The sequence below is a fragment of the Bradyrhizobium sp. YR681 genome (genome assembly GCF_000282615.1).
Classification (GTDB): Bacteria; Pseudomonadota; Alphaproteobacteria; order Rhizobiales; family Xanthobacteraceae; genus Bradyrhizobium.
Genome location: NZ_AKIY01000089.1, coordinates 1 through 15,539, shown reverse-complemented (window position 1 = coordinate 15,539; position 15,539 = coordinate 1). Strand labels below are relative to the sequence as shown.

13 protein-coding genes are annotated in these 15,539 nt (G+C 65.2%); 5 read left to right on the top strand and 8 right to left on the bottom strand.

All coding sequences use genetic code 11. The features are described from left to right. The first annotated feature begins 71 nt into the window (after positions 1 to 71). Together bla and PMI42_RS10075 are read left to right on the top strand one after the other, a co-directional pair. Complete coding sequence (gene bla / locus PMI42_RS10080) at positions 72 to 941, top strand: class A beta-lactamase (RefSeq protein ID WP_035965110.1); 870 nt, start codon at positions 72 to 74, stop codon at positions 939 to 941. Between the two features lie 59 nt (positions 942 to 1,000). Beyond that, positions 1,001 to 2,608: a Na+/H+ antiporter gene (locus PMI42_RS10075; RefSeq protein ID WP_008133246.1), complete on the top strand. Its 1,608-nt coding sequence runs from the start codon at positions 1,001 to 1,003 to the stop codon at positions 2,606 to 2,608. 33 nt (positions 2,609 to 2,641) lie between these two features. Here PMI42_RS10075 and PMI42_RS10070 read toward each other — a convergent pair whose 3' ends face one another. The 6 genes from PMI42_RS10070 to PMI42_RS10045 form a co-directional block, all read right to left on the bottom strand. Continuing rightward, positions 2,642 to 3,469, bottom strand: coding sequence for an N-acetylmuramoyl-L-alanine amidase (locus PMI42_RS10070; RefSeq protein WP_008133244.1), 828 nt, complete (start codon positions 3,467 to 3,469; stop codon positions 2,642 to 2,644). A 3-nt stretch (positions 3,470 to 3,472) separates the two neighbouring features. After that, positions 3,473 to 4,810, bottom strand: coding sequence for a Rieske 2Fe-2S domain-containing protein (locus tag PMI42_RS10065; RefSeq protein ID WP_008133242.1), 1,338 nt, complete (start codon positions 4,808 to 4,810; stop codon positions 3,473 to 3,475). A 163-nt stretch (positions 4,811 to 4,973) separates the two neighbouring features. Further along, a complete protein-coding gene (locus tag PMI42_RS10060) occupies positions 4,974 to 5,870 on the bottom strand; it encodes a TauD/TfdA dioxygenase family protein (RefSeq protein ID WP_008133241.1) in 897 nt (298 codons plus the stop codon). Between the two features lie 243 nt (positions 5,871 to 6,113). After that, complete coding sequence (gene ispG / locus PMI42_RS10055; protein WP_008133238.1) at positions 6,114 to 7,397, bottom strand: flavodoxin-dependent (E)-4-hydroxy-3-methylbut-2-enyl-diphosphate synthase; 1,284 nt, start codon at positions 7,395 to 7,397, stop codon at positions 6,114 to 6,116. 12 nt (positions 7,398 to 7,409) lie between these two features. Continuing rightward, entirely contained in the window at positions 7,410 to 8,363 is a 954-nt protein-coding gene (locus PMI42_RS10050; RefSeq protein ID WP_008133236.1) for a DMT family transporter, read from the bottom strand. Between the two features lie 35 nt (positions 8,364 to 8,398). Further along, entirely contained in the window at positions 8,399 to 8,893 is a 495-nt protein-coding gene (locus PMI42_RS10045) for a Fur family transcriptional regulator (protein WP_008133235.1), read from the bottom strand. Positions 8,894 to 9,049: 156 nt separating this feature from the next. On the opposite strand from PMI42_RS10045, the gene PMI42_RS10040 reads away from it, so the two are divergent. The 3 genes from PMI42_RS10040 to PMI42_RS10030 are packed head-to-tail and all read left to right on the top strand — an operon-like array spanning position 9,050 to position 12,261. Continuing rightward, complete coding sequence (locus tag PMI42_RS10040) at positions 9,050 to 9,532, top strand: MarR family winged helix-turn-helix transcriptional regulator (protein ID WP_008133233.1); 483 nt, start codon at positions 9,050 to 9,052, stop codon at positions 9,530 to 9,532. Next, the gene (locus PMI42_RS10035; protein ID WP_008133231.1) at positions 9,525 to 10,700 is read left to right on the top strand and encodes an HlyD family secretion protein; all 1,176 of its coding nucleotides are present in this window, start codon (positions 9,525 to 9,527) and stop codon (positions 10,698 to 10,700) included. The genes PMI42_RS10040 and PMI42_RS10035 overlap by 8 nt, the downstream gene beginning before the upstream one ends. A gap of 4 nt (positions 10,701 to 10,704) precedes the next feature. Beyond that, positions 10,705 to 12,261, top strand: a complete 1,557-nt coding sequence (locus PMI42_RS10030) for an MDR family MFS transporter (RefSeq protein ID WP_008133229.1) — start codon at positions 10,705 to 10,707, stop codon at positions 12,259 to 12,261. A gap of 112 nt (positions 12,262 to 12,373) precedes the next feature. On the opposite strand, the gene PMI42_RS10025 is transcribed toward PMI42_RS10030, so the two are convergent. Continuing rightward, positions 12,374 to 13,465: a phosphotransferase gene (locus tag PMI42_RS10025; protein ID WP_008133227.1), complete on the bottom strand. Its 1,092-nt coding sequence runs from the start codon at positions 13,463 to 13,465 to the stop codon at positions 12,374 to 12,376. Positions 13,466 to 13,514: 49 nt separating this feature from the next. Continuing rightward, positions 13,515 to 15,206 carry a methyl-accepting chemotaxis protein gene (locus PMI42_RS10020; RefSeq protein ID WP_008133225.1) on the bottom strand — a complete coding sequence of 564 codons (1,692 nt, stop codon included), beginning with the start codon at positions 15,204 to 15,206 and terminating at the stop codon, positions 13,515 to 13,517. Positions 15,207 to 15,539 lie beyond the last annotated feature (333 nt).

Genomic DNA, 15,539 nt, shown 5'->3' with positions numbered 1-15,539 from the left:
CGCTCCTCGCAATGACGGCGCGGGAACATCGCGCCATGCCCCTCCCCTGCTCCGCTTATCCAAAGGTCCCCATGCCGCTCGACCGCCGTTCCCTGATCGCCTCGCTCGCCTGGATGGCCGCTTCTCCCGCGCTTGCCGCCGACGCGCCGCCCGAACTCGAAACCTACGAGCGCGAGAGCGGCGGGCGGATCGGGGTCTATGCGGAAAACCTTGCGACCGGCGCGAAGATCGCATGGCGCGCGGAGGAGCGGTTCGTCATGTGCTCGACATTCAAGGCCTCGCTCGCGGCCTGCGTGCTGGCGCGGGTCGATCGCGGCGAGGAGCAACTTTCCGCCATGATCCCTTACAGCAAGGCTGACCTGCTCGAATACGCACCGGTCGCCAGGCAAAATATCCCGGCCGGCAGGATGTCGGTCGCCGAGATGTGCAAGGCCATCGTCGAGCTCAGCGACAACACCTGCGCCAATCTGCTGCTGGCGCGGATCGGCGGCCCCCCCGCGCTCACGGCGTTCTGGCGCTCGCTCGACGACACCATTTCGCGGCTTGACCACAACGAGCCCGAGCTCAACCGCTCGCCGCCCGGCGCCCCCCATGACACCACGACGCCGGCCGCGATGGCCGGCAATCTGAAGCGGCTAGTGACGGGCGAGGCGCTGTCGCCAGCTTCGCGCGCGCAGCTCACCGACTGGATGGTGAATTGCAAGACCGGCGCCAACCGGCTGCGCGCCGGCCTGCCGGCAGGCTGGAAGATCGGCGACAAGACCGGCAACAACGGCAAGGACGCATCGGGCGATATCGCGGTCGCCTGGCCCAAATCCGATACCAGGTCGGATGCGCCGATCCTGATCGCTGCCTACACCCAGGGCGGAACGCCGAGCACTGCGCAGATCGAAGCCGTGTTCGCGCATATCGGGCGCATGGTGACCGAGCGGCTGGCGTAAGGCCGCCGCATTGACCTCATGTTGACCTCATGGCCGCTTCCGGGTGAAGACAGATCATCATGGAAGCGAAGTTTCAGACCTTTCTCATCCTGCTTGCCGTACTGGCCGGTGTGGCGCTGGCCGCACGCCGCTTCAACGTGGCGCCTGCTATTCTCCTGATGCTGGCCGGCGTCGGCCTCGCCTTCGTGCCGGGCATGCCGCCAGTCGAGCTGCCGCCACAACTGGTGCTGCTGATGGTGCTGCCGCCACTGATCTACTCGGCCAGCGTCGCCATGAGCTGGCGCGAGTTCAGGAACAATTTGCGCCCGATCGTCCTGCTCGCGGTCGGCGCGGTGATCTTCACCGCGGCGCTGGTGGCGGCCGCCACGCACTATGTGATCGGACTGCCCTGGACCGTCGGCTTCCTGCTCGGCGCCATCGTCGCACCGCCCGACGTGGTGGCGCCCCTCGCGATCGCGCGGCGGCTGCACATGCCGCGCCGGCTTCTGGTCATCCTCGAGGGCGAAGGGCTTGCCAACGACGCCACCGCGCTGATCCTCTACCGCTTCGCGCTCGCCGCCATCATGGTCGGGCATCTCTCGCTGCCGCTGGCGGCCGGTGAGTTTCTCCTCATCGTCGCCGGCGAAATCGCCTTCGGCATCGGCGTCGGCTGGCTCTCCCTGCGCTTCCGCAAATGGTCCGGGGATCCGCAGGTCGAGCTGACGCTGTCGCTGATCACGCCTTACGTCTCCTACTGGCTGCCCGAACATGTCGGCGGCTCCGGCGTGATCGCCACCGTCGCCTGCGGCCTCTATGTGAGCTGGAACGGGCCGCTCTTGATCTCGTCGGCGACGCGCCTGCAAGGCATCTTCTTCTGGGACCTCGTGATCTACCTGATCGAGGGCATGCTATTCCTGCTCACCGGCTTCCAGATGCGCGCGCTCTACGAGAAGTCGAAGGCGTTTCCGCTCGATGACATCATGATCGCGACCGCCGTGGTCCTGGTGGTCGTCGTGATCGCGCGCTTCGCCTGGCTCTATCCCGCGACTTATCTGCCGCGGATCCTCAGCAAGTCGCTGCGCAAGCGCGATCCGTCGCCGACTTGGCAATGGCCATTCGTGCTCGCCTTCACCGGTGTGCGCGGCGCCGTGTCGCTCGCGGCCGCGCTGGCGCTGCCGTTCACGCTGCCCGGCGGCGAGGCTTTTCCGTATCGCGACCTGATCCTGTTCGTCGCCTTCGGCGTCATCTTCATCACGCTGATCGGCGTCGGCCTGACGCTACCGCCGGTGGTGCGCTGGCTGGGCGTCGCGGAAGCCGGCCGCAGCGAACATGTCGCCGAGCACGAGGCCGAGATCGCGGCGCGCCGCCAGGCCCTCGACGCAGCGCTGAAATCGCTGGACGCGCTGACCGCGGAAAAGGAGGTTTCCGACGAGGTGATGCAGCTCCTGCGCGCCCGCCACGACATCCGCGCCAACCAGCTTCCGGATTCCCTCGATCCCGCCCATCACGACGTCTCCGCAGCCGGCACCGCGCTGACCCGCGAGCTGATCGGCGCCGAACGCAAGTTCATCCACGACCTCCTGCGCGACGGCCAGATCACCGACGAAACGCGGCGGCGGATCGAGCGCGACCTCGATCTGGAGGAGGCGAGCCTCGCGAACAGGGAGTATCGGGGCGTGCCGCTGTAGCTTCCCGGTCATTGCCGCCGCGGCGGAGCAAACCTACCGCCTCTGGCAGAACTCGCCCATCGCCGCCGCGACGGCCCCCGCAATCAGCTCGTGCCGCTCCGGCGAGTTCATCGCCATTTCCTCGTCGCGGTTGATGATGGAGCCGGCTTCGAGCAGCACGGCGGGGCTCCGGGTCTGCGACAGCACAACGAGGCCGTCATAGCGGTAAACGCCGACATCCTTGTCGAGCAACTGGCGCCGGTAGCGGCCCATCAGCGGCAGGGTGTATTGGCTGGCATAGTGCAGGCCCTGCCCTTTCAATTGCCGGCCGATCATCCGGGCCAGCTTGAGGCTGGCGGCGAAATGCGGATTGCGCTCGGACACGAACAGAGAATGGCCCGAGAACCGGTCGCTGAAATGGCTCATCGCGCCATCGAATTCCCAGGTTTCGATCAGCGTGTCCGGCACCGAATCGTGGTGGATCGAGAGGAATAGATCGGCCCGCCCGTCATTCGCGGCACTGACGCGCTTGAGAAGGCTCGGCCGCGCCTTGCCGTCGGTAACGAGTAGACGGGTTGCGGCAAAGCCTTCGGATCTGAGTTTCGTCGTGATGAGTCTGGCGAGACGGAGGTTGAAGCCGAATTCCGGATCGTTGCGCGCACTCAACGCGCCGTAGGAGTCCGGGGTATGCCCGACATCCACGACGATCCGGAACTTTGGCATCTCGCATTTGGCCGATGAATTCGGCGGCTTCGGCGTTGGCTTCGCATGCGACCGCACGGGCGCAGCCTGGCCGGCGTCAACCGGTGCAAGCGACCACAGCAGGATCGACGCGACGAGCGGCGCAACGAGAGCTGCGATGATGCTGCGCGATCTCTCCAAGCGCTACTCCGCTGCGGCGACCTTGGGACGACCGACGAAGCCCGCGACGTCGCCGAAACGCTCCAGCATCACCGCAGGCAGATCCTTGGCCTTGCTGGCGACGCAGGCGCCAGAGCGAACCGCGTAGCGATCCTGATGCGCGGCATGCGGCGGCGGCTCGCCCTGCTGGAGCGCGCGCGCCAGCTCCATCACGACCTTGCGGAAATGCATGATGCCGAGATCGGTCGGCCCGAGATGCTCGCGGGTGCGGTCGGCGATCGGGCCCTGGCTGTCCTGCACGGCGGCGTCCTGCTCGGAGACGCCTTTGATTCCGGTGTAGCTCCGCGTCTTCTGGAGCTTGCGGTCGATCAGGTAATCATTGCCCTTGTGGCGCAGCGGCACGTAATTGTCGTCGACCTCCGCGATCACGCCGTTGCCGCGATCAAATGCATCGCGCTCGGCCTGCGTCAGCGGCCGGTCCGGATTCCAGACATAGGTGTAGATCCAGCAATTGGTGTCGGTCACGGGCACGAAGGTCTGGCCGAAGATGTTTTCGCCCGGCATCGCGCTCGGCGCATAGGCATGGAACGGCATCAGGAATTGCGCAATGCGCCAGTAGACATTGTCGCCGCCGGTGAGCCGGCCGCCGGCGATCGTCAGCCCGGCATCATGAGGGCTGACCTTGATCACGGGGCGGGGGTCCTCGGCGATCCAGCGCATGTGGTCGCTGTTCATGCGCACGAGCGGATTCACAAAGTGCTTCTTGATATCCAGAATCTCGTTCTCCTCCTTGTCGAAGGAGAGATGCGCGAAGGTAAAATGCGCGGTGTCGATCGAGCCTTCCAGCGCCTGCACCCAGTTGCAGTCCTGCCATTTCTTGCTGACGTAGCGGTGCGAGGCCGGCAGCAGCGCCATTTCGAGATCGGGCAGCTCGGGCATCACGGCGGCGGGCCCCATATAGGCCCAGATCATCTCGCCCCATTCGCGCACCGGATAGGATTTGATCCGGATCAGGTCTTTTGCGTTGAGATCGGGATAGGACGTCGGCATGTCGACGCAGGCACCGTCGGTGTCGAACTTCCAGCCATGATAGACGCAGCGGATGCCGCATTCCTCGTTGCGCCCGAGCCAGAGATTGGCGCCGCGATGCGGGCAGTACTGGTCGATGATTCCGACGACGCCGCGCGTGTCGCGGAAGGCGAGCAGCTCCTCGCCGAGCACGGTGATCTTCTTGGGCTCGCCGTCGGGCTTGGGGAGCTCCTCGGACAGCAGCACAGGAATCCAGAAGCGCCGCAACAGCTCGCCCATTGCCGTACCGGGGCCCGCTTCAGTCAGGAACTTGTTGTCCTCGGCGCGGAGCATGGCGGATCCTCCCGACTTGTTTTTCGGAAGATTGGCGCGGGAGCGCGAGGACGTCAACGCAAGAACGTGCTTCGTAGGGTGGGTTAGCGTAGCGTAACCCACCGCCGATCTCGCCGCGATAAAGGTGGCGGATGACGCTTCGCTAATCCGCCCTACGCTCCAGTCACACCGGCCGCTCCCCCTTCACCGTCACGCGCGTGCCCGAGCGCGTGTGCGGCCAGTAATCCCACATCGCGCGGTGCTGGGTGCAGCGATTGTCCCAGAAGGCGATGGCGTTCTCGGTCCAGCGGAAGCGGCACTGGAACAGCGGGTTTTCGGCGTGCTGGTAGAGATAGGCGAGCATCGCGTCGCTCTCGTCGCGCGGGATGCCGTTGATGTGGCGAGTGAAGCCGCGATTGACGTAGAGCGCCTTCCGGCCGGTGACCGGGTGCGTGCGCACCACGGGATGCTCGGCGTTCGGATAGGACGGACGGTCCGCGACGCCATAGTTCGCATAGAGCCCGCGATAGATCGGCTCGCCGTCATGCAGCGCGGTGAGACCGTCGAGATAGGCCTTCATGCGGTCCGACAGCGCCTCATAGGCGGCATACATGTTGGCGAACAGCGTATCGCCGCCGCGGGGCGGACACTGCTTGATGTAGAGGATCGAGCCCATCGGCGGTTCGAGATCGCAGGACACGTCGGAATGCCAGCCCTCGCCATTGGCCCGCGGCGAATTCTTGTCGGCATAGATCTTCATCAACGCCGGGTCTTCGTCCTCGTGCGGCGCGGCAGGATGAAAATGCAGCTCGCCGAACTTGCGGCCGAAGGCGAGATGCTGCCTGGGCGTGATCTCCTGGTCGCGGAAGAAGATCACGAGGTTTTCGGCGAGCGCGCGGTGGATCTCGCCCATCTGCTGGTTGGAGCGGGCATCGTCCGAAACGAGCTTGCCGATATCAACGCCGGAGATTTCCGCGCCGATGATGGGCGTGAGCTTTTCGACCGCAATGGTCTCGTACGGCGCGCCGTCTTCAGCCGTGTGGCGATAGCGCGGGCCCTGCTTGCCGGCGAGTGAGCTCATGGCGTGTCTCCCGATCATTGTTGATTGGAGACATCGTAGCGTGCGGCGGCAGATACGCAATCTGCCCTGCAAACGCAGCCGTCGTCCCGGGGCGCGCGGAGCGCGAGCCCGGGACCCATAACCACAGGATCAGGTTTGACGAAGACTCTGAGCCATCATCTCTCGCCATAACCACGCCCTGTGATTATGGGTCCCCGCCTTCGCGGGGACGACAGCGGAGTGTGGAGCACTAGCGGAGTGAAATCACTCCGCCGCGGTCACCGGCACCTTGGCGTTCTGGCCGTAGCGCTGGTCGATGTAGTCGATCACCAGCGCCTTGAAGTCGGCGGAGATCGTGGGCCCGCGCAGCGTGCGGAACTTCTTGCCGTCGACGAAGACGGGCGCGGCCGGCGCTTCGCCGGTGCCCGGGAGCGAGATGCCGATATTGGCGTGCTTGGATTCGCCGGGGCCGTTGACGATGCAGCCCATCACCGCGACGTTGAGCTCTTCCACGCCGGGATATTTCGTTTTCCAACCCGGCATCTCGTCGCGGATGAAATCCTGGATCGAGCGCGCCAGCTCCTGGAAGGTGGTCGAGGTGGTGCGGCCGCAGCCGGGGCACGCCGCAACCAGCGGCACGAAGGTGCGGAAGCCCATGGTCTGGAGCAGTTCCTGGCCGACCTGCACCTCGCGGGTGCGGTCGCCGCCGGGCTCCGGCGTCAGCGAGATGCGGATGGTGTCGCCGATGCCCTGCTGCAAGAGGATGCCGAGCGCGGCCGAGGACGCCACGATGCCCTTCGAGCCCATGCCGGCTTCGGTCAGGCCGAGATGGATCGCGTAGTCGGAACGAGAAGCGAGGTCCTGGTAGACCGCGATGAGGTCCTGCACCGCCGAGACCTTCGCGGAGAGGATGATGCGGTCCTTGGGCATGCCGAGCTCTTCGGCGCGCGCGGCCGAGAGCAACGCCGACTGCACCATGGCCTCGCGCGTCACCGCGCGCACGTCGCGCGGATTGGCCGAGGCGGCGTTCTCGTCCATCAGCTTGGTCAGAAGCTCCTGGTCGAGCGAGCCCCAATTGGCGCCGATGCGCACCGGCTTGCCGTTCCTGTTGGCGATCTCGATGATGTCGGCAAACTGGGTGTCGCGCTTGTCCTTGAAGCCGACATTGCCGGGATTGATGCGGTACTTGGCCAGCGCCTCGGCGCAGGCCGGATAGGCCGCGAGCAGCTTGTGGCCGATATAATGGAAGTCGCCGATCAAGGGCGTGGTGATGCCGCGCTTGGCGAGGCCGTCGCGGATGTGCGGAACGGCAGCGGCGGCCTCCTCGCGGTCCACGGTGATGCGGACCATTTCGGAGCCGGCGCGCGCGAGCGCTGCGACCTGGGCGATGGTGCCGTCGATGTCGGCGGTGTCGGTGTTGGTCATCGACTGCACGACGATCGGCGCGCCGCCGCCGACGGCGACGTCGCCGACCTTGACCTGGGTGGTCCGGTGCCGGGGCGCGGGGCCCGCGATATCGGAATCGATGGGGTTTTCGAGCTTGTTCATGGGGTCCAAATATCAGGTTTTGGTGACGTTCAGCAATGCATCCGCCGGCGCCGCGGCCGATTGGCTGGGACGGTTAACCAGAAAAAGCCCAGCAATTACAAGGACCGCCGCGGCCCCGAATGTCAGGCTCAGGGTTTCGTGCATGATGAAATAGCTACCCACCACGCCAAACAAAGGGGTGATGAAGGTGAAAGCGGACAATTTGCTGGCCGAATAGGCCTTCACCAGCGCGAACCAAAGCGTGAACGTGGTTCCCACCACCCAGATCGCCTGGAAGGCCACGAGCGCGATGGACTGCGGCGAAGGCGTATGGGGGATGGTCTCGCCGAACAGCCAGGCGGCCAGCCCCAGGATCGGGATCGAGGTCGCGACCTGATAGCCCAGCGCCTTCTCGGGCGCGACGAAGCGCAGCCTCGTGCTCTTGGCGACCAGCGTGGTGGCCGCCCACAGCACAGCACCGCCGACGATCATGAGGTCGCCGAGCAGCACCTTGGCATCGACATCGGGCTGCGGCACCCCGATCGCGAGCGCGACGCCGGCAAAGCTCACCGCGAGCCCCAGCCATTGCATGCCGCCCAGCCGTTCGCCGAGCGCCTGGTAGGACCCGAGTGCGACGAAGAACGGCGCGGTATAGAGGAACACCACGGCACGGGACGCCGGCGTGAAGCGCAGGCCCTGGTAGATCAGCACGAACTCGATGCTGAACATCAGCCCCGCGACCAGGCCGGCCTTCCATGTGCCGTCACGTTCGAAGAACTTCACGCCGCGAAACGTGCCGATGAGGAACAGCACCGGCAGCGCGCCGATCGAGCGGAACGTGGCCTGAAGCATCGGCGGAATATCCACCAGCACCAGCTTCACCGCGATCTGGTTGAACCCCCAGGTCAGGCACAGCATCAGCATCAGGGCGATGGCGCCGGCACTCAGGGGACGTGCGGCGGATTGGTTGATTTGAGGTGAGGACATTTCTTCCCGAATATCGGCTTTGCGCCGTTGTTGCTTTATGCAGCTTTCTGACAATGCGTGCAGATGCCCGTGATCTCCACCACGGACAGCTTGGGGGCAAAGCCCGAGCTGCGCGCCGCAGCGTTGAGATCCCCGGCGAAGGACCCCGACGGGATTTCGCCGACCAGACCGCAGCGCTCACAGATCAGGAACGCCACCGCCGAGGTCGAATCATGGTCGTGGGCGGCGCAGGCCAGATAGGCGTTGCGGCTTTCGATGCGGTGCACGAGGCCGTTGGCCATCAAGAAATCGAGAGCACGGTAGACCGTGATCGGGGCCGGACGCGGCATCGACTTGGCGAGTTCGTCGATGATCTCATAGGCGCCGAGCGGGCGATGGCTGGAGAGCAGCGCCCCCAGCACCTGGCGGCGTATCGGCGTGAATTTCTGCGCCCGCTGCGCGCAAACCGCCTCGGCATGCGCCAGCGCGTCCGCGGTGCAGCGGCCGTGATCGTGGTCGGGCGTCGGAAATGCCGGCTTTGCGAGGGTCATTCGGCCCGCCTTCTAGCATTTCGGCCGGGGAACCCAAAGGCCGGGACGCAAACGGCTGCCAGCCATGCTTTTCCGGCGGGACAGCGTCGCATCTGCCGGCCGTGAAATAATCATAAGCTTGCTTATAGTATTGCAAGCTTATAGGAGACCAAGCTCATGAGCCGCGGGCCCGTGGACCAGAACTTCCTGTTTACGCTCGCCGAGCTCTATCGCCTGCTGCGCGTCTATGCCGACAAGGAGGCCTCGCGCTTCGGCATCACCCGTGCACAATGGGCGGTGCTGGCCAAGGTCGAGCGCAGCGAGGGCATGAAGCAATCGGAGCTCGCCGAGCTCCTCGAGGTGCAGCCGATCACGCTGACGCGCCTGATCGACAAGCTCTGCGACAATGACTGGATCGAGCGCCGCAGCGACGCTTCGGACCGCCGCGTCAAGCGCCTCTATTTGAGGAAGGCCGGCCGGCAATTGCTCGGCAAGATGAGCGGGCTCAGGTCCGAAATCACCGCCAACGCGCTCGAGGGCATCAACCCGGCCGATGCCCACCGTCTTCTCACCCAACTCGAAGCAATCAAGGAAAACGTGCGTGACGCGATCCAGACCTCTGGGGCGGAACAAGCGCGTAAGGAGCAGCGCTATGGCTGATCAGGTTCTCAAGTTCCAGCCCGAGCAGAAGATCGACAGCGGCAAACCCACCAAGAAGGCCGGCGCCGATCCGCGCCGCCGCTTCATCGCAGGCCTGCGTCGCTATCGGCGATTCCTGCTGATGGTCGTGCTGCCTGTCGTCGTCGCCATCGGCGGCCTCACCTTCTATCTCAATGGCGGCCGCTATGTCGGCACTGACGACGCCTATGTCGGCGCGCAGAAGGTGCTGGTGACGCCCGACATCTCCGGCAAGATCGAGCAGGTCGTCGTGAAGGAAGGCCAGCTCGTCAAGCAGGGCGACGTGCTGTTCGAGATCGATCCTGTGCCGTTCCGCCTCGCGGTGGACGAGGCCAGGGCGCAGCTGATGCAGGCGCAGACGACCTATGACAACCTTCGCGCCAACATCAAGATCTACGGCGACATGCTCGATCTCGCCCAGAAGGGCGTCGACCTGAAGCAGCGCGACGTCGAACGCAAGCAGGCGCTGGTCAAGAACAGCTTTGGCTCGCAGCTCGATCTCGACAACGCGTCGAACGCGCTGGTCACCTCGGGCTCGATCGCGCAATACGTCAAGCAGCAGATCTCGACGGCCAAGACGCAGCTGCTCGGCGATACCGACCTGCCGCTGGAGAAATTCCCACCCTACGCACAGGCCAAGTCCAAGCTGGAAAACGCCGAGCGCAATCTCGACCATGCCGTGGTGCGCGCGCCGATGGGCGGCGTCGCGACACAGGTCGAGCAGATCCAGCTCGGCCGCTACGTCACCGCGGGCATGGCGGTGTTCTCCATCATCGACGTCGCCCATCCCTGGGTCGACGCCAACCCGAAGGAGAGCGACCTCACCCACGTCACCGAGGGCCAGCCGGTCACGCTCGAAGTCGACGCGTTCCCGAACCACGTCTTCAAGGGCAAGATCGGTTCGCTCTCGCCCGGCACCGGCGCTCAGTTCGCGATCCTGCCGCCGCAGAACGCCACCGGCAATTTCGTCAAGGTGGTGCAGCGCGTGCCCGTCAGGATCTATTTCGACGAGACCGACAAATATGTGCGGAAGCTGAAGGCCGGCATGAGCGTCTATGCCACCATCGACACCGGCCACAAGCGCACGCTCGCCGGCCTGCTCGGACTGTCGGCGACGGCGAGCCAAGACAAAGATCAGGACAAGGACTGATCCGATGGCGGAGTCCAATCCCGCTTTGATGGTGCCCGGCCTGCGCCGGAACATGGTGACGATCTGCGCCATGACCGCGACCATCATGCAGGCGCTGGACACCACCATCGCCAACGTCGCGCTGCCCTACATGCAGGGAACGCTGTCGGCCTCGCAGGACCAGATCAACTGGGTGCTGACATCCTACATCGTCGCCGCCGCGATCATGACGGCGCCGGTGGGCTGGATTTCCAACCGCTTCGGCCGCAAGCGGATCTTCATCATCTGCGCGGCCGGCTTCACCTTCGCGTCCGTGCTGTGCGGCCTGGCGCAGGACATCAACCAGATGGTGCTGTTCCGCTTGCTGCAAGGCGTGTTCGGCGCAGCGCTGGTGCCGCTGTCGCAATCGGTCATGCTCGACTATTACACACTCCAGGAACGCGCCAAGGCGATGTCGATCTGGGGCATGGGCGTGATGATGGGCCCGATCATGGGTCCCTCGCTCGGGGCGTGGCTGACCGAGACCTATTCCTGGCACTGGGTATTCTTCGTCAATCTGCCGTTCGGCGCGATCACCGTGCTCGGGCTGATCGTCTTCATGGACGAGACCGAAAAGAACCTCAGCCTCAAATTCGACTGGTTCGGCTTCGGCGCACTGGCGATCGGGATCGGCGCGCTCCAGCTCGCGCTCGACCGCGGCGAGCAGCTCGACTGGTTCGAGTCGGTCGAGATCGTCACCGAGTTCGTGATCTCCGGCATCGCTTTCTATTATTTCTTCGCCCACTCCTTCACGACCTCGCGGCCGTTCATCCAGTTCGCGCTGTTTCGGGACCGCAACTTCCTCACCGGCTGCATCTTCATGACGGTGATGGGGCTCGTGCTGTACTCGACCATGGCGCTGGCCTCGCCCTATCTGCAAAACGTGATCGGCTACCCGATCATCACCGCCGGCGGCCTGCTGGCGAGCCGCGGCTTCGGCACCTTCTTCGCCATGATGATGGTCGGCCGCATCATGCGCTGGATCGAGGCGCGCACGCTGATCATCTGCGGCCTGACGCTGACCGCGGCCTCGCTGTTCCAGATGACGGGCTGGACCGACCAGACCCAGGTGCCGGAGATCGTCATCGTCAGCGTGATCCAGGGCTTTGGCTTCGGCCTCGTCTTCGTGCCGCTCTCGACCGTGGCGTTCCTGACGCTGCCGAACCATCTGCGCACCGACGGCACCTCGATGCTGACGCTCTTGCGCAATGTCGCAAGCTCGGTCGGCATTTCCATCGTGATCGCCGAGCTGACGCAGGGCACGCGCAAGACCTACGCGATCCTGTCCGAACACATCAATCCGTTCAACCACGCGCTCCAGATGCCCGACGTGCGCGGCATCATCAACCTCACCACCGACGCCGGCCGCGCCATGGCCGACCGGATGGTCAGCGTACAGGCGCAGATCATCGCCTTTGCGCACGACTACATGCTGGTGATGGTCTTCATCCTCTGCACCATCCCGCTCGCCCTGATGATCGGCTCAACCAAGGCGACGCTGCGCAAGCAGGCGGCGGGACCGGACCATGCGGTGATGGAGTAGGCAGGGCGCCTCCCCGTCATTGCGAGCGAGGCGAAGCAATCCAGACTGCCTCCTCGGCAGCAGTCTGGATTGCTTCGTCGCAAGTGCTCCTCGCAATGACGGCTTGCAGCTTCTACAACAATTCCTCGCAGCCCAGATCCTCGACCGCCATCATCACCCGCTCCAGATTGTTCCACCAGATTCCCGGCGGGAGGTTGATGCTCCATTGCCAGACCGGCTTGGTGATGTGCCAGAGCACCGACCAGCGATAGTCCTGGTCGAGTGCGCCGCGCGTGTAGCCGGCGACACCGTGCGCGAGCAGCGTCTCGTGGTAGCGATTGAGGAGCGGCCGCTCGAGCGCCTGCCGGCGCTCCGGATACCATTGGATCGCCATCATGTAGGCGAGATCGCTGGTGGGCACATTGATGCCCCACAGGTCGAAATCGAAGATGCGCACGGTGTCGGCAATTCCGGCGCGAGGCATCAGGAAATTCCAGGTGTGGGCGTCGCCATGGGCAATGCTGACGTGACGGCGCGAATGATAGCGCTGCGATAACCGGGCCGACTGTTCGATGAGACGGCGATAAAGGATGCGTCGTTCCTCACTCAGGCGATCGCCGAGCTGATCGGCGAAACGGTCGTAATGACCGGCGAAGGTCTCCATGCGCGCCGTACTCTCCTCGGTGCTCGCCCAGGCGCCGACGGTCTCGCCGAGCTCGGGATGATCCCACCATCCCGCATGCATGCGCGCCAGCGCCGTGACGATGGCCATCGCCTGATCGCGCGACGGCGGCAGCGTCGGCACGGTCGCGAGTTCGTGGCTATCGGTGAGGTCTTCGAGCAGGAGATGCCAGGCCCCGCTCTCTTCGTCGAAATGCCCATGGAAGCAGCGCGGGACGAGCCCCGGCTGCATGTTCGGCGCGAGCTGCGTGTAAAAGGCCACTTCGTGCTCGCCGCGATCTGCAAGTGTCCCGGCGAAAGCAGCATGCGCCATCTTCAGGATCAGCGATTGCGGAGCACCGGCGGATTCGCCGACATAGCGCAGGCCGAGGCGAATGATGTGCGACACGACGGTGTCGCGCTGGTGCAGCACCTTCACCTCGCGCACCGCGCCAGCGTCCAGCACGCCGCCCCTGCGGAGCGCAGCCGTCAGTCGGGCGGGCTCGACGACATCAGGCAGTTGTGGAGGTGTCATGATATTCACGATGCCCCTGTCCCGCGCCATACTGCACGATCACACCCCGGGGCACCAGCGGCGGGCCTGGCGCCAGGCGCTAAGCCGCGGCAGTCGAGTCCCGCACGGTCCGGACCACGACCGACCGCAGCTGTTCGAGATTGGCGGCCATGCCGGCGATGGCCTGCCGCACCTCCGTGGCGCGCTCGTTCACCGACGCGGCGTCGCGGCTGACATTGCCGATCTTGGCCGAGACCTCCTTCGCAGCCGAAGCCGATTCGGAAATCGACCGCGAGATTTCCCGCGTCGCCGCATCCTGCTGTTCCATCGCCGCGGCGACCGAGGTTGCCACGCCGTCGATCTCGACGATGTGGCCTCCCATGGTCTCGACCGCATCGACCGCGGCCTGTGTCGAAGCCTGAATTTCGGCAATCAGCCGGGTGATCTCCTCGGTGGATTTGGCGGTCTGGTCGGACAGGGATTTCACCTCGGCGGCGACAACCGCGAAGCCGCGGCCGGCCTCGCCGGCGCGCGCCGCCTCGATCGTGGCGTTGAGCGCAAGGAGGTTGGTCTGGCCGGCGATGCCGCCGATGAGGTCGGAGACTTCGGCGATCTTCTTCACCGATCCTGCCAGCGCCTGGATGGTCGAACGGGCCTGCTCGCGGCCGGCGACCGCGGATTTCGTGACGGTGCTGGTCCGCGCGACCTGATTTGCGATCTCCCGGATCGAGGCGCTCAGCTCCTCGGCCGCGGCCGAAACGGTCTGTGAACTGCCAAGCGCCTGGGTAGAGGCGGAAGCAACCGCCTGCGACTCCGCGGACAGCGAGCGGGCGATCTCGGACAGGCTGGAGGCGGCGCGCTCGACGCCTTGCGTCGCCGCGCTCGCGGTGTCGACCGAGCGGCCGGTCTCGCGTTCGACGGTCTCGGCCATCTGGTGCAGCGCGCCGCGCTTGGCGAGTGCGGCCTCCTGCTCCTGCCGCAGCTGCTCCTCGCGCAAGCGGGAATTATCGACCGCCGCCTGCTTGAATACCTGGAGCGCTCCGGCCATCGAGCCGACCTCGTCCTTCCGGTGCGCGAAGGGGATGTCGGCGGCGAGGTCGCCGGTGGCGAGCTTCTGCATCGTGCCGGTCATGCGCACGATCGGGCGTACCACGCCGAGGGCGACGCCGAGCAGGCCGGCGGCGATGAAAGCCAGGACCGCTGCAGAAACGCCGAGGAGGATGTAGAGCATGGAGCTGTCGCGATCCGCAGCCAGCCTCTCCATGTCGGCGTTCTGCTTGTTGGCGCTCTCGACGATGCTGTCGATCACGGCGCGATGCGCGGCGTAGGCGTTCTTGAGCTGCGCATAGGCACGCTCGGAGGCCGCGGCGTCCTTGGCCTTGAGGGCCGGCAGGAGCTGGTCCGACAACAGCTTCCAGAATTTTTGGACCTCCGCATCGGACTTCGACACCAGCGCGGTCTTCAGGTCGGTCGAGAGACTGGAACCGATCCAGAACGCCTTGCGCTCGTCGTAATCCTTGCGGAGCTGGACCAGGCGTTCGCCATGCGCCGCGAGCTGGTCCGGCTCGCGCATCGCCAGCGTCGCCTCGAGATAGGCCTCGATGACGTATTCGGGCGGCGGCAGGATGTCCGCGATGAGGTCGTTGCCGAGCTTGATGTCGGAATAGAGCGGGCCGCCGACCTTGAGCTCACGCAATGCATAGAGGCTGGTGGAGACGACCGCGGTGAAGCCGATGGCGATCACGATGCCGAACGCGATGATCGCGGAGGACAACGACAGGCGAATTTTCATGAGCGTTCCCGGCGCGAATCACATTCCGCCCCGAATCTAGATCGCTGCGGTAAATGCGGGATTGCGCGACGACGGGACAGCCGCACGGAAAACTCCGCAAGACTACGGAATTCGTCCGCCAAGTCGTCGGATTTGGGTCAGCGAAGCTGACGCACAGAAGCGAAGATCGATCGTGGCGCCCCGGCAATCGACGTCGAGCCGGCCATCGATGCGCTGTCTGAGAAGCGCATGCCGGCGACCAGGTATCGCCGGCACACCCATGTTTCACACGTCGAAGAACACCGTCTCGTCGTCGCCCTGCAAACGCAGGTCGAGCCGATAGACCGGCTTTTC

Excerpts from the sequence above, each read along its gene's own strand:
- PMI42_RS10025 (WP_008133227.1), bottom strand. The coding sequence starts at position 13,465 with ATGGCGCGGGACAGGGGCATCGTGAATATCATGACACCTCCACAACTG.
- PMI42_RS10065 (WP_008133242.1), bottom strand. The coding sequence starts at position 4,810 with ATGCTCCGCGCCGAGGACAACAAGTTCCTGACTGAAGCGGGCCCCGGT.
- PMI42_RS10030 (WP_008133229.1), top strand. The coding sequence starts at position 10,705 with ATGGCGGAGTCCAATCCCGCTTTGATGGTGCCCGGCCTGCGCCGGAAC.
- ispG (WP_008133238.1), bottom strand. The coding sequence starts at position 7,397 with ATGAACAAGCTCGAAAACCCCATCGATTCCGATATCGCGGGCCCCGCG.
- PMI42_RS10020 (WP_008133225.1), bottom strand. The coding sequence starts at position 15,206 with ATGAAAATTCGCCTGTCGTTGTCCTCCGCGATCATCGCGTTCGGCATC.
- PMI42_RS10040 (WP_008133233.1), top strand. The coding sequence starts at position 9,050 with ATGAGCCGCGGGCCCGTGGACCAGAACTTCCTGTTTACGCTCGCCGAG.
- PMI42_RS10060 (WP_008133241.1), bottom strand. The coding sequence starts at position 5,870 with ATGAGCTCACTCGCCGGCAAGCAGGGCCCGCGCTATCGCCACACGGCT.
- bla (WP_035965110.1), top strand. The coding sequence starts at position 72 with ATGCCGCTCGACCGCCGTTCCCTGATCGCCTCGCTCGCCTGGATGGCC.
- PMI42_RS10035 (WP_008133231.1), top strand. The coding sequence starts at position 9,525 with ATGGCTGATCAGGTTCTCAAGTTCCAGCCCGAGCAGAAGATCGACAGC.
- PMI42_RS10075 (WP_008133246.1), top strand. The coding sequence starts at position 1,001 with ATGGAAGCGAAGTTTCAGACCTTTCTCATCCTGCTTGCCGTACTGGCC.
- PMI42_RS10045 (WP_008133235.1), bottom strand. The coding sequence starts at position 8,893 with ATGACCCTCGCAAAGCCGGCATTTCCGACGCCCGACCACGATCACGGC.
- PMI42_RS10050 (WP_008133236.1), bottom strand. The coding sequence starts at position 8,363 with ATGTCCTCACCTCAAATCAACCAATCCGCCGCACGTCCCCTGAGTGCC.